Raw genomic sequence first — 22,313 nt, 5'->3', positions numbered from 1 at the left:
ACTGCTGTGCGCGTCGGTTGGGGAAGTTTTAAATATTAATTTTGCTCAAAGCGGGCTTCGAGCCAAGTATCATCTTGAGCAAAGTTTAAAGTTTTAATCTTACCTTTGCCCTCAACGTTTACCATATTTACCTGAGATGGCCATAAATCACGAAGTGCGCCATTACTCATTTTAATTCCTTCAATATTTTGAGGAATTGGTGCTTCTTGGTAAACCCAAAAAAACTTACCATCAACTTGTGCCCCTACAAAGCTAAGTGGTAAAGGTTCGCCACTTAACGTTTGTAGAGCAACATGCGATTCAACATACTTAGCAAAACGTTGTTGGTCGGCTTTATTACTAATAATATCAATTTTGCCTTTAAACAATGTTCCTACGGCGTGTTCGGTATCATGTAAATAAAAGCGATGCATTAATTCAACATTATGCGTTCGTTTATTAAAAAGCACGGTTGTAACTGACGACTTTAGTTGATGCGCCATACTTGGCGCAGCAACTAAAAGGCAAACAATAATAAGCAAAAAGCGCATTATTGCTGCTCCTCACCGTCATCCTTTTTGTCTTTCTTCTCATCAGTTTTAAGCTCAGTTTTAATATCTTGCATGATATCGCGACTTACTTTAGCTTTACTCTTTTCCTTTTTAAACACTTCAATACGTGAAGGAATAATACGACGAGGGTAGTTATTGTTTTCAACATCTACGTCAGCTGTTTCCCAGCCTGGGTCAACAGTAACTGATACAAGCGGTTTGTTTTTATCGGTAACAATCAGCTTTTGAACGTTTTTATAATTACGACGCCAAATTTCAGCAGGAATATAGCGCTCTTCTTTAGTGCCATCTTCATATGTTAGCTCTAATAAAATAGGCATTACCAAACCACCAAGGTTTGAAAATTCCATAACGTAATAGTTTTTATCTTCTTCTAAAGCACGCTCAAGCGTTTTACGCTCCCACGGCTCTAAGCCTTTTAAAAACTTATTGTACGAGTTACGTTCTTTATTGGTTACAGTAAAACGGTCGTTTTCGTCATAAAAATCGGTAACATCAGAGTTTTTCTCAACCCATGTTTTTTTACCTTGTGCGCGGTTACGCTCAACAAATAATGAAGTAGGTTTGTCTGCTTCAATATCACGTAAACGGCTGTAATCAATATCAGGGTTTTTAGTGTCTAAACGTAGTTGATATACTTTATCTAAAGAGATATCTACATGGTCTGTGGTGTAAAACCAGCCACGCCAAAACCAATCTAAATCAACACCAGAGGCTTCTTCCATTGTACGGAAAAAATCAGCTGGAGTAGGGCGCTTGTATTTCCAGCGCTGAGCATACTCTTTAAATGCAAAGTCGAATAAGTCACGACCTAAAATTACTTCACGTAAAATATTAAGGGCTGCTGCAGGTTTAGTATAAGCATTAGGACCTAAGCGTAATACACTGTCTGACTGAGTCATAACAGGTACTTGGTTTTCAGACTTCATGTAGCTCACTATATCGCGAGGCTCAACACCCCAAGGAATAGTAGGATCCCATTCACGACCAGCAACGCCATCTAAAAAGCTATTTAAGCCTTCATCCATCCACGTCCATTGGCGCTCATCTGAGTTAACAATCATTGGAAAGTAAATATGACCCACTTCATGAATAACTACGCCAAGTAAAAAGCGCTTTTCAGCTTGAGAATAAGTACGTGTACCATCATCTTGTAACTTAGTACGCGGGCCGTTAAAGGTAATCATTGGGTATTCCATACCGCCAACAGGGCCATTTACCGATTGCGCAGTTGGGTATGGGTAGTCAAAAGAATACTTAGAGTACACTTCCATTGTGTGTACTACAGCTTCAGTTGAGTACTTCTCCCATAAGTCACCACCTTCTTTAGGGAAGAACGACATTGCCATAACTAAAGGCTGAACGTCACCACCTTGTTGATAACCCTTTGCATCCCACATAAACTTACGAGACGACGCCCAAGCAAAGTCACGTACGTTTTGCGCTTTAAAGTGCCACGTTTTAGTTTTGTCGGTGCCTTCTTTTTCGTTTTCTAGCGCTTCTTCTGCGTTAACAATAAACACAGGACGCTTAGATGTTTCGGCTTGCTTTAAACGTTTACGCTGAGTACTTGTAAGTACTTTGCTCGCGTTATCAAGTTTACCTGTTGCCGATACAATGTGATCTGCCGGAACAGTAATCTCAACATCGTAATCACCAAACTCAAGCGTAAACTCACCAGAGCCTAAAAATGGCTTGTTTGTCCATGCTTCGTAATCGGTATAAGCGGCTAAACGAGGAAACCACTGAGCAATTAAGAATATGTCATTGCCGTCTTCTTCAAAGTGCTCGTAACCAGAACGTGCACCCACTGCATCCTCTTCAACAATGTTGAAGGCAAAGTTCATGCTAAATTCTACTTCTTTACCTGGTTTTAATGGCTCGTTTAAATCGATGCGCATTAAGGTATCAACTACAGTTACGCGTAGCTCTTTACCATCGTCATCCTTTACGCCACTGATTGTATAACCGAGTTCGTTGTCGCTCATAAATTGCTGACGACGTAATTCACCTAAACTTAATTTAGCGGGCTTTTGAGCTGGTAGGCTTTCTAAAGTGCTTTTAAACGTTTTAGTTGTTTCGGCAATTGAATCGCTTTTAAAAATATTTTGATCTAACTGTAACCATAAATATTTAAGCGTATGTGGTGAGTTATTTTTATATTCAATGCTTTGGCTACCGGTAATGCGGTGCTTTTTTTCATCTAGCTTCACATCAATATCGTAATTTACACGTTGCTGCCAGTATTTTTCACCTGGTTCGCCAGCGGCACTACGATAAACATTGGGTGTAGGAAGTGCTTCGTCTAATTGACGAAATTTATCAACAAAAGAACCTTTTGTTTGCTCAACCGAAGACGCCATAGCTGCACTCGATATTGCGAACGGCAATACAAAAGCACTTAGCGTAAGACCTATTTTTTTCATTGTTAGTCCTAATATAATTTTGTGAGCGTACTTTGACAAATATACCAGTTAGCTTCAATAAATTAGCGACCAAGTACCGTATTTTTAGGGTGATGTTCACTTAGTTTTTTAGATTGAAAAATACAATTATTTTGTAACAAAATACGAATAGATAAAAACTGTAAAGGGGGTTTACAAAATTGGGTTTTAATAATGGTTTTGATCGGTTAAATACAAAGTCCCAGAACTCAAAAAAATATCATTCATTTTATATATATTGCTAAAAAAGTATTGCTTTGGCATTACCAGGTAAACCATTAATCCTACGTATAAGTATTACTAATTCGCAACAAGTAAAATGGCCTAAAAGCCCTTTCTACTGAACAAAAACACAGTGAAACGAGTAAATAATTGGCTCAAATATTGCCGAACTTCATTAATATTCGCTATTTGTACGATAAATGACAAATAGTGTAATTTTAGGTTGATCTTTAGTGCTGTTTATATTTAAAATCGCCAACCTTTTTATTTGAGGCAAATAAATTCGTCACATTTATCCTCAAATTAATATCGATTACTAGCAAGAAATGCGGTGGGCTTATGGATTTTTACATCCTAAAAAAACAACAAGAACTAATTGCGATTCCAGCAAGTGAGAATAACTGTAAGCAGTATCTCGATTCGGGTTATTTTTATATCGATAAAGTAGCAGCGTGCAACGAAACTAATGCACTAAAGGCGCTACACGCAAAACAAACTAAAACGTTAAAAATTCCATTATTAATGGCACTTTTAGCATTACCGGTTGTTTTTTCAGCTTGGTACAGTTTAACCTAACGTAATGCATGCCTTAGGCTTGCATCTTTAACAGCCTTGGGTATATTGGCGCTCTTACGGTTTTATTAAGAGCGCGACATGAAAGTCCTCCACACCTCAGATTGGCACCTTGGCCAACAATTTTACGAACACGATCGCCGTGTTGAACATCAAGCTTTTTTTACATGGTTATTAGCCACTCTTGTTGAACAACAAATAGACTTACTTTTAGTTGCGGGCGATATTTATCATACAGCGACACCAAGTGCTAGCGCCGAAAATCAGCTTTATCAATTTATTAAAGACGCCAAAAAAGCATGCCCACTATTACACGTAGTGATTATTGCGGGTAACCACGACTCTGCAAATCGTATTTTGGCAGCTCAGCCATTACTTGCACAGTTTGATACTCACGTAGTAGGGCGCTTTGATGTCGCAACACCCGATGAAACTGTTATTACCATAAATACCAATGGTAAACGCGCTGTAATCGTCGCTATGCCATTTTTGCGTGCAAGTGATGTAAGTTTACTTAGCCAAACCGAAAGCGGCCCTAGTTATGCTCAAGGCGTTTCAAAAGCTTACGAGCTTGCACTAAAGCAAGCTCTTAATGAGAATGAGCAAAACTCACCATTAATAGTTATGGGGCATTTACACGCAAAAGGCGGGGATATTTCAAGTGATTCTGAGCGTAACTTAGTAATAGGTGGTGAAGAGTCTATTTCAGCCAATGTATTTGGTAAACAAGCCAACTACGTCGCTCTTGGGCACTTACACAAAGCGCAACAAGTCGCTAAAAGTGATGTTATTCGCTACAGCGGCACACCTATCCCTATGTCGTTTTCAGAACGTAACTACACGCACCAAGTAAATGTTGTTGAGTTTATTATTGATGAAAAACAACATATTAGTACAACTGTAAACCCCCTTTACATTCCGCGCTCTGCCGATGTGATTATTTTACCAAAAGGGGAGTGTGTACCATTAAGCGAACTATGCGAGCAAATTAAAGCGCTCGACACCGCACAAAATATAATAGCGCCTTATTTACGTGTAAAGCTTAAATCAAGCGATACCGACACCACCTTCAGAGAACAAATAGAACAAGCACTTGAAGGCAAGCATATTAAATTTTGTGGTATTGAACGTGTACGTGAGCAATCAGCGCAAAATGACGACAACACCGTATTTGAAGATTTAAGCGAAGTTGAAATGCTCAATCCACTAAACCTATTAGAACAAGCATTCGCAAACGATAAAGACATGGCAGGGCAAAGCGTACCCGATGAGCTAAAAGCACTTTTAAGTGACGTGATAAACGAGCTAACGGAGCAGGAACAACTATGAAAATAACCGCAGTTCGTATTCATAATTTAGCCTCAATAGTTGACGCTGAAATAGATTTTACTAAAGCTCCATTAAAAGACGCAGGTCTATTTGCCATTACTGGCGATACTGGCGCTGGTAAAAGTACCTTTTTAGATGCCATTTGTTTAGCCCTTTATACAAAAACAGCGAGGCTGCGCGGTGATAAAGGTAACTTAATTGAGTTTAACGGCGACAGCATTAAGCTTAATGATGCGCGAAACTTGCTACGCAGAGGTACATGGGAAGGCTACGCCGAGGTCGACTTTTTAGGACAAGATAAACAGCTTTATCGTGCGCGCTATACAATTGCACGGACCCATAAAAAAGTAACAGGCAAACTTAAAGTAGCAGAGCACACTTTAGTAACCCTGCCAGACGAAACCCTTATAGCTGACAAAAGCCACACAATAAAAGAAGTCGAGAGTAAAATAGGGCTTAACTTTGAGCAGTTCTCCCGTGCCGTACTTTTAGCACAACATGAGTTTGCTGCGTTTTTAAAAGCCACTGGCGATGAGCGAGCGCAACTTTTAGAGTGCTTAACAGGTACCGATAAATTTAGCCGTATTGGCGTGCGTATTTTTGAACGTCATAAAGAGCAAGTAGCAAAGCTTGAAGCGCTTAAAGCAGGCCTTCAAAGCTATACTTTGCTAGCACCAGAAGAACTTGAGCTACAACAAACCAAGTTAACCGATTTAAAAGCGCAAACCGAACACACTAAAAAAGAGCTATCCAAAACCGAAAAAGCACTTAACTGGTATCAGCAAGCTACAGTACTTGAGCAAAACTTACTGCAAGCACAGCAAACCCAGCAACAAGCAAGCTCAGCGCTTGAAAGTATTACCTCACAAAGCGAGCAGGCAAAACAAGCCAAGCAGGCGCTTGAAATAAAAGATAACCGCAGCCGTTTTAATTTGTTAACCGATCAAAATACGGCTTTGGATCAGCAAATAACATCGCTTAAAAGTGTTGATCATTTAGCGGTAATTAACGAGCGTAATACCGCGCTTACTAAGCATACCGAGCTGCTTAATAACGCCAATGAGCAAAAACAAAATGCAGCGCCCGTTATAGCTAAAGCGCGAGAGCTCGACAGCAATATTGCCTTGCAAACTCAAGCTGTAAAAGGTACTGAGTCGCAAATAACCAAAGAGCAATCTCAGTTTGATGAGTTCACACAGCAGCTTAAACAAAGCAATAGCGAGCTTGAACTCGCTAATACCGAATCAACTAAAAGCCAGCAATGGCTTAATGAGCATGCACAGCTGCATGTTTTAGCAAAAGACTGGAGCTACTATCAGCAAAGCTTTAATACCTACTTAAATGCACAGCAGCAATTAACCGCAAACCTTGCACAAAGCCAAACTCTTAATAGCGAGCTTGCAAGTCAGAGCGATCTTTTAAATGCGCAAAATAATAAAGTGCAGCAGTGCGAGGTGGCACTTAGTGGTGAGCAATCAACTTTACAGGCATTAAATACTCAGCTTAATGAATTTAATGCAGAGCACTGTGACGCTCAGCTAAAAAGTATTGATTACTTAAAAGAGCAGCGAGAGCGCTACGGGCAATTTAACGCAGAACTAAAACAAAGCACTCAACGCCAACAAGTACTTAATCAGCAGTTAAATGAAAGCCAGCAAGCCCATGCTTTACTTAATCAGCATTTAATAACCAGCGAGCAAGCGCTTAAAGGTAGCGAGTACGCACTCAACCAAGCGCGCTTAAGAGCCAGCGAAAACGTAGAACATTTACGCACAGAGCTTCGCCCTAATGAGCCTTGTTTAGTGTGTGGCGCAACTGAGCACCCGTATGCGGTAAATCAAAATCAGCAATTAAATAACTTAATTACTGATTTTGAAAATGCTTTTAATATAGCTAAAAAGCAATTTGACCATGCACAAAGCGAGCTGCATAAGCACCAAACTCAACACGCCGTATTAACTGCTGAACACGGACAACTTGAGCAAGTAATACAAACAGCAAAAGCCAAACAGCTCGACATTAAAAATACCATGCAAGGCGCACGTACAGAGCTTAACGACTTAACGCCTGATCAGCTTGAAGTAACTTATAAGCAGTTAACGGAGCAAAAAGCGCAATACTTTGAGCAGCAAAAACGTCAACGTACACTGCAAACTAAAGTAAATGAGCTACTTGCAGCACTTAAAGCAGAGCAGCAAGTACAGCAGCAACTTAGTAATAAACACCTTGAGCTTACACATCAGCAAAACCAAATAACGAGTAAGCAAAGCGAGCTTAGTGCGCAAATTAACGAGCTCGGTACAACGCTCAATAGCCAATTTGAAAATAGTGATTTTTGGCAGCAACTACAAGCCAATACGCTTGAACTTAGCGAGCTGCACGAGCAGGTTACGCAGTATCAGCAAACTCAAACGCAACTTGAGCAAAGCCAAAAACGTCAAGACACAGCTAATGAACAAATAAAGCAGCTCACACCGCTTATAAGTAACAACGAGCAGTCGTTAAAAGCACTTAATGAAGAGCTTGTAAAAGCTAAAAATTTACTAAGCACTGTACAAAGTGAGCGCTTAGCTTTATTTAATAACGAGCAAATAAGTGCAGACGACTACCAAGCAAAACTTACAAGTGCGCAAGAGCAACTGCAATCGCAGGTTCAAGCGAGTCAAAAAGCATATGACGACGCTATAAAACAACGAGATGAGCACGCCATAACGCTTAAAAATGTAGAGCAACGCTTACTTGAAAACAGCCAAGAGCTAGCAACGCTTGAGGCACGTTATAACCAGTGGTTTACTGACTTTAAAGCGCAATATAGCAATGCAACGCACGAACAGGTCAAAATTTTACTAACGCTTAGTAGCGAGACTATTAAAGCGCATTTAACTCAGCACGAGCAGTTAACTCAAGCCCTAACAGATGCAAACGCCGCATTAAAACAGCAGCAACTTACGCTTGAAAAACACAACAGTAGCGATAAACCAACGCAAAGTGCAGAGGCTTTAAGTACGCAACTAAGCAGCTTAAACGAGCAACAAACGCAGCTGCAAAATTCATTACTAGCAACTAATACCGCTATTGAGCAACACAACCAAAACGCAAAAGCGCTTGAAGGTAAGCAGGCTGAGTTAACTAAACTTAAAACGCTGGTTGAACAGTGGCATTTGCTTAATAAAGTCTTGGGTGATGCAACGGGTAAAACCATGCGTAACTTAGCGCAAACACAAACGTTAAAAATATTACTGCATTATGCCAACAGCCATTTAAAAACGCTCAATAAACGCTACGAATTAACCGCCATAGCGCAAACACTCGACATTGCAATTATTGACCGCGACATGGCCGACGAGCAACGCTCTGTTAATACACTCTCAGGCGGGGAGTCATTTTTAGTATCGCTCGCACTTGCACTTGGTTTAGCATCGCTTTCGTCAAACAAAGTACAAATCAATTCTTTGTTTATTGACGAAGGGTTTGGTACGTTAGACAGCGAAACCCTAAGCATTGCAATGGACGCTTTGGATTCTTTGCAAGCACAAGGCAGAAAAGTAGGCGTTATATCGCACGTAACACAAATGAGCGAGCGTGTAGCCACTCAAGTGCATGTAGCCAAAAAGCCAGGTGGATATTCCACAGTTGAAGTTTTATAAGCAACATTACTGAAAACAAGGAGATACAATGCCAACGTTTACAGGCGAGCAAGCAACACAATACGATAGCCGTATAACCCGTTTAGTTCCTGGTTATGAATTATTACATCAGCTCACTAACGCACAGCTAAAAGCAACGCTAAGCGATAATGCGCATATTTTAGTAGTAGGGGCAGGCACAGGCAAAGAAGTACTTGCACTGGCTGCATTAAACCCTACATGGCAATTTACCGCGCAAGATACATCAGCCGATATGCTTGCTATCGCGAAGCAGCAATTTGATGAGCAAAGCATAGCAAGCCGCGTTAATATTCACAACGGACCTGTTAATAAATTATCGGTTAAAGCCGATGCCGTTTTATGTTTATTGGTAATGCATTTTGTACAAGATAATGGCGATAAAAAAGAGTTATTAAAAGCGATTAAAGGAAGCCTTAAAAAAGACGCCAACCTTTATATTGCAGATTTAATGCGCCCTGAAACTTCATTTGAGCGCGAAGCTCAGCTTACAACGTGCGCGCAATTGGGTTTAACCGAAACAGGTAAAACACAAACAGGGCACGACTTAGAAAATGAGTTTTACCCGCTAGATAGAATGCGCTTTAGCGAACTGCTAAATGAGTGCAAATTTGGCATTCCGAAGCTGTATTTTAAAGCGCTAGGTTTTAGTGGGTATGTAGTTTAAGTTTAACAAGCTGAACAAGCACCCGCGATTCAGCACCAATAAAAACACCGAGTGAACAAACTCGGTGTTTTTATGTAAACCTCTCTACACCACGCTTTTATTTTATACGTAGGTCGGTTAAGCGAAGCGCCACCCGACGCTCTAATATCCACATCACTCAGATCATTGCTGTGCCAGCAATCCTAACCAATCTCTCCAAGCGCTTTCATTGCAGCTTGTGCTTTATCTGTTTGTACAAAAATATGGTCGTGATAAAACGCAGCTACTACATTAGCGCTAATGCCATGCTCAGTCAGCTTTGCAGATACCGCAGCAGTTAGCCCAACGGCCTCTAAGCTTGAATGTACATTAAGAGTAATTAAATTATATTTACCCTCGTAAGTAATACCTGCTTTATCGGCGGTTTCAGCTTTTAAAATAAGGGTTAGCCCTTCCTCTTCAACATAAGTGGCAAGTGGCTCTAAATGAACATAATCGGCAAGTGAGCCTGCTAAGCAACAAAAAATATACTCGCCTTGCTTAAGCGCTGGCTGCATTGATTTTAATAATTCGTTTAACTCTAAAATTCCGGCCATGGTCGTTCCCTACAATGTGTTATTTAGTGATTTTTAGCTGCGCGACTAGTTCGCTAAGCCTCGCTATTTTTATATTACTTAACTGTCTGTAATCAAAATACGGGCAAACAATAATGTGGTTGGTTGTATCAATTGCAAACTCGTCGTCTAGCCAATTAAATTGCGCATTAAGCTTACCTTGCTGAAGTAAGTTTTTAGCGTGCGTACGCCCAGCAATTATATGTAGCTGGTTTTTATTGCTAGTAGCCTTATCTGGGCAAGTAATAGTAGTGTCAGGCGCGCTAAATAGCAGGGCGGTTTTACTGTTTTTTTGCAGTAAAAACTCATCCCGATATTGTTGCCAAGTAGGGGCTTGTTTGGCAAATGAATAATGCTCACTTGGCAGGGCAAATAGCACTTTTGCGTACACGTTAAACACTTTGCGCCAACCATTACCACAGTGCTGGTTTATGGTATTTATTTGCTCATTTATAACCGGCTCAAGGCATTCGAGTGTTTCAAAAAACGGCATTGGCGGCGCTTTTGCTACGTATACCGCCACGCTAAATTGCGTATCACCTAAGCCAACTAATTGGGTATTCAAGTTAGTTAGCCTTGTTTTGCGCTAAAATACGGTCGAGGTTATTTGCAAAGTTTTGGCGATCGGTTTGGCTAAGTGGCGGCGGCCCACCACTCATTTCTACGCCACTTGAGCGCATGGTATCCATAAAGTCTCGCACGTTAAGTATTGAGCGGATATTCTCGGTGGTATAAAGCTCGCCACGCGGGTTGAGTGCTTGCCCGCCGTTATCAATTACTTCACTTGCTAGCGGAATATCGCCCGTAATAACTAAATCGCCTTTTTCAATACGTTTTACTATTTCGTCGTCGGCTACATCAAACCCCGACGATACTTGAACGCGGCTTATGTATTTTGACGGCGGAATACGCATTGCGTGATTAGCTACTAAAATAGTCTCGATTTTCATACGCTCTGCAGCTCTAAAAAGTATTTCTTTTATAACAACAGGACACGCGTCTGCATCTACCCAAATTTTCATGCTATGGTCATTTTTATTGCTTTAGAATTAATATGATCCTATAGCAAAATTTTTTAATCGGCTAGCAAACTTTATATCCATCTATATTTAGATAATACGTACTATTTATGTAATTTAAAAAGGAGCTTACATGAAGGCTATTAAATACGGTTTACTTATTACAGGGCTATTTTTTCTTAGTGCTTGCACCAGCCCTCCTGAGGGAATAACACCCGTTAAAAACTTTGATATACAAAAATATAAAGGCAAATGGTTTGAAATAGCGCGGCTCAACCACTCATTTGAAGAAGGTATGGAGCAAGTTACCGCGACTTATTCAATTAACGACGACGGCACAGTAAAGGTCCTTAACAAAGGGTATTTAACGGATGATAAAAAATGGGATGACGCCGAAGGTTTGGCCAAGTTTGTTGAGGGCACTGACACCGGACATTTTAAAGTCTCGTTTTTTGGTCCATTTTATGGCGCTTACGTGATTTTTGAACTTGACCAACCCGATTATCAATATGCATTTATAACCAGTTACAACAAAGATTACTTGTGGTTTTTATCGCGTACACCAACGGTTAGCAAAGAGCTTAAAGAACACTTTTTAACTAAAGCTAAAGAGTTGGGCTTTGCTACTGATGAAATAATTTGGGTTGAGCAATAAACAATGTAAAGCCCCTTTACAGTAGTAATAAAAGAGTCACCTAACTGTAAAGTAACTTAAATATATTATGGTTATATTGTGTGTACTTGCCGTGAGACAGTAAGTATTGGAAACACTGAATATCCCCTATTGTTGGCAAGCTATATAGCTTGCCATTTTTTTTGCCTAATATATGAGAAAATAACGGATCACGTTTTTACTAACTAAGGCTAGTTTAACGCTAAAAACAACCCACTTAGTACAACTAACACGCTATTTAAAACACTAAACCACTTTACGTAGCCTACTAAAAAATTATAAAAAACCATTATAATTAAGACACTTAGGCTCATAAACCCGCAAAATAGTAATGTTCCATATCCACCTTGAGTAACTATACAAAGCACCAAGCTTAGTAAAATACTGATCCAAGCAGCTAATAGCAGCTTTTTACGTTGGGATTCTGTAGGGCGTTTTTTAAATACATCTTTAAAATGATTATACTTAGCCAGCGCAAAACAGTTAAAACTGAGCAGGCATAGGCTAAACCCAAGTAAATCAATCATGGTTTTTGCCTTTTGAGGTTATTAGATTGACTAGGGCTGATTATTTTTGAGTTGTTTTTAGCAGTACGTAATTTTTCGGTTTGTATAAAAAATAATATACTAAATAACAAAAACAGTGCATCAAAAGTAAATAAAGCCCACTGTTTGTGCATCAAATAGCTAACTATATTACCGTTAGTTGTAAGTGCATTAATAACCGGTACGCTTAAACATGCAGCAGCATTTATAGCTGCCATAACTCGCCATTGCAGTGTGTCGCGCTTTATAAGTGCTAAAAGAGCAACCGCTAGCCATGTTAAAAAGAACGCGAGTATTTCTTTATCGGCGCGCTCTGCGGTAGTTGGGCTAAGTAGTCTGTTAGCAATAAAAAATGCACACGTTGCCAGTGGAAGTCCCATAATAGTGGCTAGGTTTAACCCTTCAACTAGTTTTAAACCAAACGAAGGTTTAACGTTATTTTTAGTTCGCTCGCGAATTCGCTTAGCCCACATAATACAGCCAGAGCCAATCATTACACAGCCTGCAATACCGCCTAATACGTATAACCAACGCAGTAACCACATAGCTAAACGCCCTGTATGCATTGAATTAAGTGATTCGTAAAGCGCTTTGCTGCTAGTTAGCTCGTCATCAGTTTTAGCAACCATTTGCCCTGTAGCACCACTAAATATTAAGCGTGGTGCTTGGTCACGCAGTGTTTTACCTGCGCTTACCAATACGGTAATTGTTGAAGCTGCCATATTTGGTTGGTTAACTTGTACGCGAGTAATATCTGCATGAGGCCACTTAGTATAAACCTGATCCAAAATGCTTTGAATCGGCACCATTGACGATTCGCCTTGGGCTTTATCGGTCATGGTGTTGCGAGGGGTTACATCGTTAAAAAAGCCACGCATGCCGTTATCGTAAGACGTTTGCGCAGGGTAGGGAAACAACATAAATATGAGCGTAATCATGCCCGTGTAAGTAATCATTAAATGAAAAGGCAGGGCAAGCACAGAGCTTAAATTGTGGGCATCTAACCACGTACGACTACCTTTATTACGTCTAAAACTAAACATATCTTTAAAAATACGCTTATGAATAACCACGCCCGATATAATAGCAATTAGCATAAAAAAGCTAGCAAAGCACACAATCCAGCGTGCGGTTATTGCATCCATGTAATGTAAATCATAGTGCAGCCGATAAAAAAAGTTACCACCTTTAGTATCTACAAAGGGTTCAAGCTCTTTCATGGTATTAGGGTTTAACTGTGTGTTTTTAAACTGGTTGCGGCGCTGGCCTGGCTCTTTTGGCTTTGCATAACCATAAATTAAATAAGGAATACGCGGCTCAGGTAATGTAATACGCCAGCTTGATGAGTTAGCTCCATGGTTAGCTAAGTAATCGAACCCTGTAATTATTTGTTGTTTTTGCGCTTCTATACGCTGTGTTTGGGCTTGTACATTATGTATGGCAGGTTGATTCCACAGCGTTATTTCGTCTCTAAAAAAGCTAAGTGTTCCTGCAAAAAATATTAAATATAATAACCAACAAACGAGTAACCCTACCCAAGTGTGTAACCAAGTCATCGATCTGAAAAAGCTGTCTTTCATACCCAACCCTTTAGTAATACAAGCAATCCGATAAACGCACCTGTACTTAGTAAAATACTGATCCAAACTTTTCTTAATGATTTAACGCTAAAGGCATAAATAAATACTACGGCATAAATTAAAATGCTGATTGAAACACTAAACAGTACAGCGTCTTGCTTAGCTATTGGCAATACAAAACTTAATAACGCAGTACTTGCAGAGGTAAAGGCATAGCCACCAATTATGGCAATAAAAAAACGTAAAAATACCAAAACTCGATAACTGCTTACGCTTTTTACTATAAGCGCAATTACGTTAACCTTATCGAATGGCGCACTGTGCAAAGGTGCCTGCATAGTTAATTAATCCCTTTATTTAAAGCTGAGGATAAAACAAAGGCGCTATTATATATGTTACAAATACAAAAGATAGCTATTCTCATTTGTAGTCATTAACTTTTAAGTAAATTATGCTTACTTACTTAATTACTTAGTAAAATACTGATCTGTTATTGTTTAATGATATTGCACAGGCTGTATGTAAAGCTTAAGGTTAATAAACTGAGTAAAAATAAAGAGTGAAATAACGATGAGCGATCACGAAAAACTAAATTACGTTGAGTTTCCAGCATGCGACTTACCCGCAACTAAGGCCTTTTTTAGTCATGTATTTAATTGGCAGTTTACTGACTACGGCCCAGAATACACGGCATTTAGTGGGCAGGGGTTAGATGGTGGGATTTTTCAGGCTCCATTAAAGTCACTAACTCAGCATGGGGCAGCATTACTTATTTTTTATAGCGACGACATACACGCAACCTTTAAAAAAGTAGAGACATTTGGCGGAGTAATATTAAAACCTATTTTTGAGTTTCCTGGCGGTTGTCGGTTTCACTTTACAGAACCAAGTGGTAACGAATTTGCGGTATGGGCGAAAGAACACTAGGTACTATAAGGGCTGTAGGACATTTAGGCTTAAAGATCAGGATTTTACTAACTAATCGCCATTTTAGATAAAATAAACCGATTTTTTACCAACTCATTTATCCTAAATGGCCATTTAGGATAAAAATTAAGCATTTAAGGCCAAATAAACATGAATAGTCACCAATTAATAGACCAAGTTAGTAAATGCGTGATCTGTGATCCTCATTTACCTTTAGGGGCTCGACCTGTAATACAATTTAAACCAAACGCACGTATTTTAATCGCGGGCCAAGCACCGGGTATAAAAGTTCACGAAACAGGCGTGCCGTTTAACGATGCAAGCGGAAACCGCCTGCGAGAATGGCTTGGGCTAACACGTGATGAATTTTACGATGCTAATAATATAGCCATTTTACCTATGGGCTTTTGTTATCCGGGTAGGGGTAAGTCGGGTGATTTACCACCGAGAAAAGAATGTGCCCCAGCATGGCGCGAGCAATTATTGGCTGCACTACCAAATATTGAGCTGACAATAGTATTAGGTAAATACGCGCAGGCGTATCATTTACCGGAGACTAAAAAAATGCCACTTACGGAGTTAGTAAAATCGTGGCGTGAGTATTGGCCAAATTATTTAGTGCTTCCACACCCCAGTCCGCGTAATAATATATGGCTCAAAAAGAATCCATGGTTTGAGCAAGATGTACTTCCGGAACTGGGTAAACGCATTGCTACTATTTTAAATAAGTAATGCTTCTAGCTATTGCAAAGAGGCGTTACAGTTAACTTAAAAATTAACACTCCAATTAAAAACAATAACAAACGAGGCTGTCTAATTTGAATGCATCTATATTAACTGAAGTAATACTTCCGCTCGCTCTTGCACTTATTATGTTTGGTATGGGTCTTGGGCTCACAACAAACGATTTTACTCGTCTATTTAAAAGCCCGCTTGCCATTGTTATGGGTTTAATAGGCCAACTTGTAGCAATGCCTTTATTAGCATTAGGGCTGTGTTATTTACTTAACCTACCAACGCCTATCGCTATTGGTTTAATGATATTAGCTGCCTGCCCCGGCGGTACTATGTCAAATGTAGTAAGCCAGCTTGCTAAAGCTAATTTAGCGCTTTCGGTAAGTTTAACCGCTGCCTCTACCGCAATTAGTATAATAACCACACCGTTTATTATTGGCTTTGCTATGAGTCAGTTTGCCCCAGCAGACGATGCTACTTTTTCTATTTTAACTACTTCATTAGGGCTATTTTTTATTACCTTAGTGCCAGTTGCTATAGGCATTTGGTTACGTCACTTTAAAAGTGATTTTGCCATTAAAGCAGAGCCGTTTTTTAGACGCTTCTCGTTGTTTTTTATGCTTATGATGATTGCCGCACTAGTAATAAAAGAGCGCGATTTATTAGTTAGCTCATTTAACGATGTATTTTGGGCGTGCATAGCACTTAATATTGGTTCAATGGTTGTTGGTTGGTTAATTGCTAAGTGTTCAAAATTAAATTTAACTGATTCGCTGACGCTTTCAATTGAGGTTGGAATTCAAAATGCATCGTTAGCTATTTTAATTGCTATTAGCTTTTTGAATAAACCAGAATACGCGGTTACCGGTGGCGTGTATGGACTTGCTATGTTTATAGGGCCACTGCTATTAATTGGCGGGTTAAAGCTTAAAAATAAACGTACCGCTAGGGCTGTTAACTAGGACTTTTAATTAGGGCATGTTGACCAAGTTAGCTTAATTTAAGGCTACGTATAACGTAGCCGTAAACTCCAGTCTAAAAATACCACCTGTTAAATGTATGCTCTGCACCCATCGCGTCAACAAGTTGTAGGCTTACAAAAGACTCTCAAGCTTGAATATTGCACTAGGCGCAGAGCTTGTTTGCGCGAGAGTGAAGCTTCTAATTACTAGGGCGCATTTTAGGATGGGATAAGAGTGTAAGTAATATGGGGTAAAAAAGCAGTTAATTATTTGGTTACTAAAACTGCGCCTCAAATATGAGGCGCTACTTTAAAACTTACTATTTGGTTTGCATGTTTTTAGCGCGTTCTTCTGCATCTATTAATGCTTGTGATTTAGGGGCGCGTTTTTTCTCTTCTATTTTGGGCTTTTCAGCCGAGTCAGGATCCCAGCTTGAGTCTAACGATAAGTTAGCAAATGGATTGTTACTGACCGCTTTTTTAGGCTCAATTACTGGCTCATCAACTAGCGGTGTTGTTTGTGCTTGCTCAGGTATCGCGTCTTCTTTTTTAGGCATCGGCTTTTCACCAGGTAATGGTGCATCTGGGTTAAATGTACGCACCTCTGGTTCTTTAAAGTCTTGCTCGGTTGTATACGTAGTCGATTGAGCGTCAGATATTTGCTCTGGAGCGTGTAAATCTATAACCGGCTCACTCGCTGTTACTGGCTCAGGAGTAGTAATAACCGGCTCTACAGTGTTATGTTCGGCTTCTATTGGCGCAGATTCCGTTACTTGCGCTGTATAGTGCTTACGTTGTTTTTTTACTGGCTTTGCATCTGGGTCAAAGTCGCGTACCTCTGGCTCATTAAAGCTGCTGGCATTTTTAATGCGCTCTAAGGTTGTTTTAGCGGCGGCTTCAAACTCGGCGGTATTAGGTTCAGGTTTTTGTTTTACTTCGTTAAACGTAGCGGTACTTGTTTGCTCTAAAGTATCTGCTGGCTCCATTTGTGCAGACTCAATTTCACTTGTTTGCGATGGAGTAACTACGTTGTTTTGCTCATCTGAGATCTGCGCTGTGTTAGTAGGTTCCACTGACTCTTCATTTGTCGCTACGCTGCTCTCAACTGCTTTATTATTTTGAGTTGCTTCGTTAATGACGACAGGCTCAATCTTTGGCTCTTTTGTTGTTTGTACTGGCTTTGTTTCTTTAATTTCAGGTTTAGCTGGCGTAGCAATTTTTTCTGATTTAACTTCAGGTGGAGCCGCTATAGTCGGTTCTGCCATCGTTTTACTTTGTTTTGCACGGCGCAGGCGCACGACTACTATAGCGCCAATAAGTACCACTATAACAAGTATTAAAGTGGGTAAAAGTAACGAGCTTGGGCTTTGTGCTACAGGTTGCGGCGCAATTACAGGCGCTGGTTTAGTTAACACCGGTGCTGGTTTTACAAGTACAGGATTTTCAGGCGTAGGTTGAACGCTTTGCTCTGGCGTCGCCGGTTTTACTTGCTCTATCACAGCTTCGTTTTTTTGCTCTATAACTACTTGCTCGGGTGCTGCTTTTGTTGGCTCTGCATCAATTACTATTTCGTTACTGTTGGTATTTAGCTGATCGTTTATTTGTTGTTTTTGATCATTAGTTAAATTAAGGGTTTGCTCGTTGATGCTTTCTTTAACAGCTTCTTCAGTAGGTTTAATTACAGGGGCAGGTTCAACAATTTTAGGTTGTGGCTGAGTAATAATAGTCGGCTCAGGCTCTATTATTTGGGGCTTAGGTTGTGCTTGAATTTCTTTTGGCTTATTACAGTTATTTTTGTAATCACGCGCAGCTTTACGATATTTTTGACTCGCTTTATTATTACTATTTTGCTGCATTTCTTGTTTAATTAAAATGCACATAGCTTCGTTGTATGCAGCACTTTGCGCACTATAAAATAAGGCAAAGCAAAGGGTAAATCTAATTAGTTTTGATATCATGAAGTTATGCGCGCTTAAATATTAATAGTTTGATTTTAAGCGCAAAATTAAAAATTATCCAGAGTAATAGAACTAATCAATAGCCATAAGGCTACGATATTCATCGTAAGCAAATTGGTCGGTCATACCGCTTATATAATCTTGGATTAATCTACAACGATAATAAAACTCGTATGCAGCAAAGTGATCGGGCTCTTCTTGCATCGCATCTATTGCGTGTTGGTAACTGTTTAAGTGCTTTTTAGAGAGCTTTTTAACAAGTCGCGACTCTATTAATAAACGTGAATCACCATTTAGTGCACGCTTAAAGTCATCCTTGTTTAGTAGCAGTAATGGTTTATAGCAATCGAGCAAACCATTAATTATGCGATACCCTTGTAGCTCTAATTTTTCGACTTCTTTGTTTGAAAATACATGCTCAAGCGCTACCTGCTTTAGTGTTTTAGTTACTGCATGTAGATGGCTTCTATCTTCTAAAAGCGCTTGGTTAAAATCGCCATGGTAAATAGGTTCTATATTTTCGATAAAGCGTTTTGCGGCGTGATTTACTAGCGGATGTAGCAATGCAACCCGCAGGTATATAAAAAATTCACTATTAAAATTATAGGGTTGTGCTTGTGCACGCTCTAGTGCGTAGTCTACGGCTTTGTCTACAAAATTTTGATGTTGAGCGTCGTCGATTAATAGATTTATTAATACTTTTTTGTAACTACTTTTAAGTTTTTCGCACAGCAACTCAGTGCTTATTATGTCTTTTTCTACGGCGTCTTCTATGTCGGCTAGGCAATACGAAATGTCGTCGGCGGCTTCCATTATGTAACTTGCAGGATGGCGGCAGTAAGGCTCAATAGTGAGCTCTTTTTGTAGCGCTTCAACAAAGTTTTTTTCGCTGTAGTAGTAACCTACTTTTTTCATTAAATAGTTTTTATTTTGCGGAATGTCTTTTACATCAAGCCCAGCAGGGCGAGTGTATTTTAAAATACCAGCACTTTGGCTGTAGGTTAAATTAAGCGTTTGCAAAGAATGAATTATACGTATGCCTTGGGCGTTGCCCTCAAAGTTACAAATATCAAGCGCAAGGTGTTTAAAAACAACACCTATACCGGTGTTTGGTTCTTTACAGCGCTCGGGTGTTACGCTTGCTAGGTTGTTATTAAACCAGTGGTTAATAGCAGCTTCGCCAAAATGCCCAAACGGTGGGTTGCCTATATCGTGCATTAGGCAGGCCATTTCTACTAGGCTTTCTAGCGGGCGCTCTAGCTCGGTTAAGCCGTAATCTTTTTGTTGCTCGTAGCTTAAATTAGCAAAAATACGTTGCACTATAAAACGACCAACCTGTTGTACCTCAAGCGAGTGGGTAAGGCGAGAGCGTACAGCTGCGTTGCGCTCAAGCGGAAACACTTGTGTTTTTTGCTGCAGCCTGCGAATAGCGGCACTGTTAATAATACGTCCACGGTCGCTTTCTAGCGCCATCTGTAAGTTAGAGGTTGTGCGGTACATTCGTGCTGGCGTTATTTTTTTACTAAAATCTATGGTCATCTTTATACTTGTCCTTTTTTACAATTGATGACTGGCATAGTTTTTAGCACATAGTCATTTGTCTTTAATATACAGGGTTTAATCTATCAGTTTGTATCATAAAGTAACAACTTGCTTTAAAATAATTTTTTGAGTAATTGTTGTGCATTTATAGGTGTTTATAATGAAACAGTGGATTTTAAAGGCAGTATCAATTTGCCTAATGTTAGGAATGAACAGCGCATTTGCTGCAAAAGAGCAAACTGTGGTGCTTGTATCAATTGATGGCCTGCGTTGGGATTATATTGAAAGACACGGCGCGCCAAATTTAAAAGCAATGGCCGAGCGCGGTGTTCGCGCACAAAAACTAATACCTGTTTATCCAACTAAAACGTTTCCTAACCATATTTCTATTATTACGGGCTTACTGCCAGTAAACCATGGCATTGTTGATAATAGCTTTTGTGATAAAGCGCGTAAAAACGACTGTTACAGCATGGGCAAAGCATTGGGCGATAGCACATGGGTAAAGGGTATTCCGCTTTGGAATTTAGCCAAAATGCAGGGACTTAAATCGGCTACTTATTTTTGGCCTGAGTCAGATGCATTATTTAACGGCATGACACCAGATTACTTTTATCACTATTCTAAATACAGCGATTACCAAAGCCGTGTTGATCAAATTATTCAGTGGTTAAGTTTACCAAAAGCACAGCGCCCACGTTTTATTGCGAGTTACTTTTCGCTAGTTGACAGCATGGGCCATGAATTTGGGCCAGACGCACCACAAACGCGTGATGCAGTTAAACAGCTTGATGAATTAATGGGGCAATTACAAGCTCGCTTAAGTAAATTAGAGCAAGAGGTAAACTTAGTTATTGTGTCGGATCATGGTATGACGAGTATAGATCCAGATAAAAGCATTGATGTAACCACACTGCCTCAAGATGAAAACTTTTTAGTTAAAAATACTGGCCCACGTTTACTTATTTATACCCAACCGGATGCTAAAAACGCTGATATTGAAGGTTACAAAGCACGTTTACGAGATGCGTCAAACGGTCGTTATGCAGTATTAACTGACGAGCAATTAGCAGCGTATCATTACAATAAAGGCACTCGCGTAGGCGATATTGTGGTGCAAACTACAGCGCCAGCGGTATTTACCAATGGTAAAAAACCAACCTATTTAGGGACTCACGGTTATGCATATACCGAGGATATGGCAGCATCATTTATTGCTGTAGGCCCTGCATTTAAACAAGGTGTAAGCCTTAAAGAAGTAAATAACCTTGATATTTACCCAGTACTTGCAAAAGTGATGGGACTTAAATTGTTAAACAAAGTAGATGGCAATGGTAAAACATTAATGCCAGCAATTAAGCAAAAAATCGTTGTGCATTAGCTTAATCTAAAAGAGCGCGTAAGCGCTCTGCAGGGAAGAACATGTTAAAACTTTAAAGTGGGCTATTTAGCCCACTTTTTTATTGGGCAGCTTATTTAAAGTTAGCAATACTTGTTTTTGTAGCAGTAACTGTGCGAATTGCATGCGCTTGCTTTGTAATACCAAATGCAATACCGTTTACGCTCCAGCCAGGGTTAGAGAAGTAATCGTACTGAGTTGCGCTACCGTAAACGTGCGGGTAAGCCATTATACTTGCAAACTCGTTTTGTACGCCATGACCCATGCCATCTACATATACACCGCCAGACGTATCACCTTGTTTGCGTGAATGCGCTAAACCTTGGTTATGACCAAGTTCGTGTACAAATGTCGTTGCACCACAATCAATTGCAGTGATTGAGTACATACGGCTGCTCATTGAGCTGTATAGATTGCCATTAGTGCCTTGGCCAACCCATGCTAAACCACATGAAATAAGCCCATTGCCAGCACTTTGACCAGTACCTAATACGGCAATCATGTCGGCTTTCCAATCGCTGCGTAAACCATCTACGTAGCTGCTATTTGTTACCGAATCTAACCAATCCTCAGACGGTGTTACTGCGTAGTCACCTAAGTTTTGTTTGCCAGCTAAGCGTAGTGTTATATCAACGCCATTTTGGCTATATACCTGATTACTAAAAGCAATTAGTTGATTTATTTTAGTGTCAATATTGCTAGTTGCAGCAGCTGATTGGTCGGTATATAAAATACCGATATCGATTGTTTCTGCTTGTGCAACACTTGCTGCACATAATGCCGCAGCCAGTGCGGTTGTTGTGATTACTTTTTTCATTATTGTATTTCCTTACTCTTGTTGTGGTTGGAACTTGTTTTTAACTTGGTTGAGCTCATAAAAAGCAGACACACTAAAGCTGCCTTATAGTGCGGCTTTAGTTGTTTTTTATA

Annotated in this window: 20 protein-coding genes; 9 read left to right on the top strand and 11 right to left on the bottom strand. The window is 39.9% G+C overall.

Annotated elements, in window-relative coordinates:
* Positions 1 to 35: 35 nt before the first annotated feature.
* Both GQR45_RS15480 and GQR45_RS15475 read right to left on the bottom strand, forming a co-directional pair.
* Entirely contained in the window at positions 36 to 530 is a 495-nt protein-coding gene (locus GQR45_RS15480) for a DUF6702 family protein (RefSeq protein WP_165726421.1), read from the bottom strand.
* Positions 530 to 2,977 carry a M1 family metallopeptidase gene (locus GQR45_RS15475; RefSeq protein ID WP_165726420.1) on the bottom strand — a complete coding sequence of 816 codons (2,448 nt, stop codon included), beginning with the start codon at positions 2,975 to 2,977 and terminating at the stop codon, positions 530 to 532. The genes GQR45_RS15480 and GQR45_RS15475 overlap by 1 nt, the downstream gene beginning before the upstream one ends.
* A gap of 579 nt (positions 2,978 to 3,556) precedes the next feature.
* Here GQR45_RS15475 and GQR45_RS15470 point away from each other — a divergent pair.
* The 4 genes from GQR45_RS15470 to GQR45_RS15455 all read left to right on the top strand — a co-directional run bounded on the left by GQR45_RS15470 (position 3,557) and on the right by GQR45_RS15455 (position 9,451).
* Positions 3,557 to 3,793: a hypothetical protein gene (locus GQR45_RS15470; protein WP_002959190.1), complete on the top strand. Its 237-nt coding sequence runs from the start codon at positions 3,557 to 3,559 to the stop codon at positions 3,791 to 3,793.
* A 78-nt stretch (positions 3,794 to 3,871) separates the two neighbouring features.
* Positions 3,872 to 5,119, top strand: a complete 1,248-nt coding sequence (locus GQR45_RS15465) for an exonuclease SbcCD subunit D C-terminal domain-containing protein (RefSeq protein WP_024592704.1) — start codon at positions 3,872 to 3,874, stop codon at positions 5,117 to 5,119.
* A complete protein-coding gene (locus GQR45_RS15460; protein ID WP_165726419.1) occupies positions 5,116 to 8,766 on the top strand; it encodes an AAA family ATPase in 3,651 nt (1,216 codons plus the stop codon). The genes GQR45_RS15465 and GQR45_RS15460 overlap by 4 nt, the downstream gene beginning before the upstream one ends.
* Positions 8,767 to 8,794: 28 nt before the next feature.
* Positions 8,795 to 9,451 (top strand): class I SAM-dependent methyltransferase, encoded by a 657-nt coding sequence (locus GQR45_RS15455; protein WP_165726418.1) that lies wholly within the window; start codon positions 8,795 to 8,797, stop codon positions 9,449 to 9,451.
* A 182-nt stretch (positions 9,452 to 9,633) separates the two neighbouring features.
* Here GQR45_RS15455 and GQR45_RS15450 read toward each other — a convergent pair whose 3' ends face one another.
* From GQR45_RS15450 to GQR45_RS15440, 3 genes are read right to left on the bottom strand one after another with little or no spacing between them, the layout of a single operon-like run.
* A complete protein-coding gene (locus GQR45_RS15450; protein ID WP_024592701.1) occupies positions 9,634 to 10,026 on the bottom strand; it encodes an ACT domain-containing protein in 393 nt (130 codons plus the stop codon).
* A gap of 19 nt (positions 10,027 to 10,045) precedes the next feature.
* Positions 10,046 to 10,609: a hypothetical protein gene (locus GQR45_RS15445; RefSeq protein ID WP_165726417.1), complete on the bottom strand. Its 564-nt coding sequence runs from the start codon at positions 10,607 to 10,609 to the stop codon at positions 10,046 to 10,048.
* 1 nt (position 10,610) lies between these two features.
* Complete coding sequence (locus tag GQR45_RS15440; protein ID WP_007376692.1) at positions 10,611 to 11,066, bottom strand: YaiI/YqxD family protein; 456 nt, start codon at positions 11,064 to 11,066, stop codon at positions 10,611 to 10,613.
* A 130-nt stretch (positions 11,067 to 11,196) separates the two neighbouring features.
* On the opposite strand from GQR45_RS15440, the gene GQR45_RS15435 reads away from it, so the two are divergent.
* Positions 11,197 to 11,718, top strand: coding sequence for a lipocalin family protein (locus GQR45_RS15435; RefSeq protein WP_007376693.1), 522 nt, complete (start codon positions 11,197 to 11,199; stop codon positions 11,716 to 11,718).
* A gap of 209 nt (positions 11,719 to 11,927) precedes the next feature.
* Here the strand turns inward: GQR45_RS15435 and GQR45_RS15430 are convergent, their stop codons facing one another.
* From GQR45_RS15430 to GQR45_RS15420, 3 genes are read right to left on the bottom strand one after another with little or no spacing between them, the layout of a single operon-like run.
* Positions 11,928 to 12,263 (bottom strand): DUF3325 domain-containing protein, encoded by a 336-nt coding sequence (locus GQR45_RS15430; protein WP_007583595.1) that lies wholly within the window; start codon positions 12,261 to 12,263, stop codon positions 11,928 to 11,930.
* Entirely contained in the window at positions 12,260 to 13,861 is a 1,602-nt protein-coding gene (locus GQR45_RS15425; protein WP_165726416.1) for a PepSY-associated TM helix domain-containing protein, read from the bottom strand. Before GQR45_RS15425 ends, GQR45_RS15430 begins: the two co-directional genes overlap by 4 nt.
* Complete coding sequence (locus GQR45_RS15420; RefSeq protein ID WP_007583591.1) at positions 13,858 to 14,199, bottom strand: hypothetical protein; 342 nt, start codon at positions 14,197 to 14,199, stop codon at positions 13,858 to 13,860. Before GQR45_RS15420 ends, GQR45_RS15425 begins: the two co-directional genes overlap by 4 nt.
* 232 nt (positions 14,200 to 14,431) lie before the next feature.
* On the opposite strand from GQR45_RS15420, the gene GQR45_RS15415 reads away from it, so the two are divergent.
* The 3 genes from GQR45_RS15415 (at position 14,432) to GQR45_RS15405 (ending at position 16,485) form a co-directional block, all read left to right on the top strand.
* The gene (locus tag GQR45_RS15415) at positions 14,432 to 14,788 is read left to right on the top strand and encodes a VOC family protein (RefSeq protein ID WP_007583589.1); all 357 of its coding nucleotides are present in this window, start codon (positions 14,432 to 14,434) and stop codon (positions 14,786 to 14,788) included.
* A 150-nt stretch (positions 14,789 to 14,938) separates the two neighbouring features.
* Positions 14,939 to 15,520 carry a uracil-DNA glycosylase family protein gene (locus GQR45_RS15410; RefSeq protein ID WP_165726415.1) on the top strand — a complete coding sequence of 194 codons (582 nt, stop codon included), beginning with the start codon at positions 14,939 to 14,941 and terminating at the stop codon, positions 15,518 to 15,520.
* 86 nt (positions 15,521 to 15,606) lie between these two features.
* Positions 15,607 to 16,485: a bile acid:sodium symporter family protein gene (locus tag GQR45_RS15405; protein ID WP_024591551.1), complete on the top strand. Its 879-nt coding sequence runs from the start codon at positions 15,607 to 15,609 to the stop codon at positions 16,483 to 16,485.
* Positions 16,486 to 16,804: 319 nt separating this feature from the next.
* Here the strand turns inward: GQR45_RS15405 and GQR45_RS15400 are convergent, their stop codons facing one another.
* Positions 16,805 to 18,442 carry a cell surface protein gene (locus GQR45_RS15400; protein WP_165721969.1) on the bottom strand — a complete coding sequence of 546 codons (1,638 nt, stop codon included), beginning with the start codon at positions 18,440 to 18,442 and terminating at the stop codon, positions 16,805 to 16,807.
* 72 nt (positions 18,443 to 18,514) lie between these two features.
* Entirely contained in the window at positions 18,515 to 19,981 is a 1,467-nt protein-coding gene (gene dgt, locus GQR45_RS15395; RefSeq protein WP_165726414.1) for a dGTPase, read from the bottom strand.
* Between the two features lie 163 nt (positions 19,982 to 20,144).
* Between dgt and GQR45_RS15390 the strand changes: the two genes are divergently transcribed.
* On the top strand, positions 20,145 to 21,365 hold the full coding sequence (locus GQR45_RS15390; protein WP_165726413.1) for an ectonucleotide pyrophosphatase/phosphodiesterase: 1,221 nt from the start codon (positions 20,145 to 20,147) through the stop codon (positions 21,363 to 21,365).
* A 91-nt stretch (positions 21,366 to 21,456) separates the two neighbouring features.
* Here GQR45_RS15390 and GQR45_RS15385 read toward each other — a convergent pair whose 3' ends face one another.
* Positions 21,457 to 22,200 carry a zinc-dependent metalloprotease family protein gene (locus tag GQR45_RS15385; protein WP_165726412.1) on the bottom strand — a complete coding sequence of 248 codons (744 nt, stop codon included), beginning with the start codon at positions 22,198 to 22,200 and terminating at the stop codon, positions 21,457 to 21,459.
* Positions 22,201 to 22,313: the final 113 nt, after the last annotated feature.

It is taken from the genome of Pseudoalteromonas sp. SA25, assembly GCF_011378705.1.
GTDB lineage: Bacteria > Pseudomonadota > Gammaproteobacteria > Enterobacterales > Alteromonadaceae > Pseudoalteromonas > Pseudoalteromonas arctica.
Note: the sequence above shows the minus strand (reverse complement) of the source record. Positions and strands in the feature narration are given on the sequence as shown.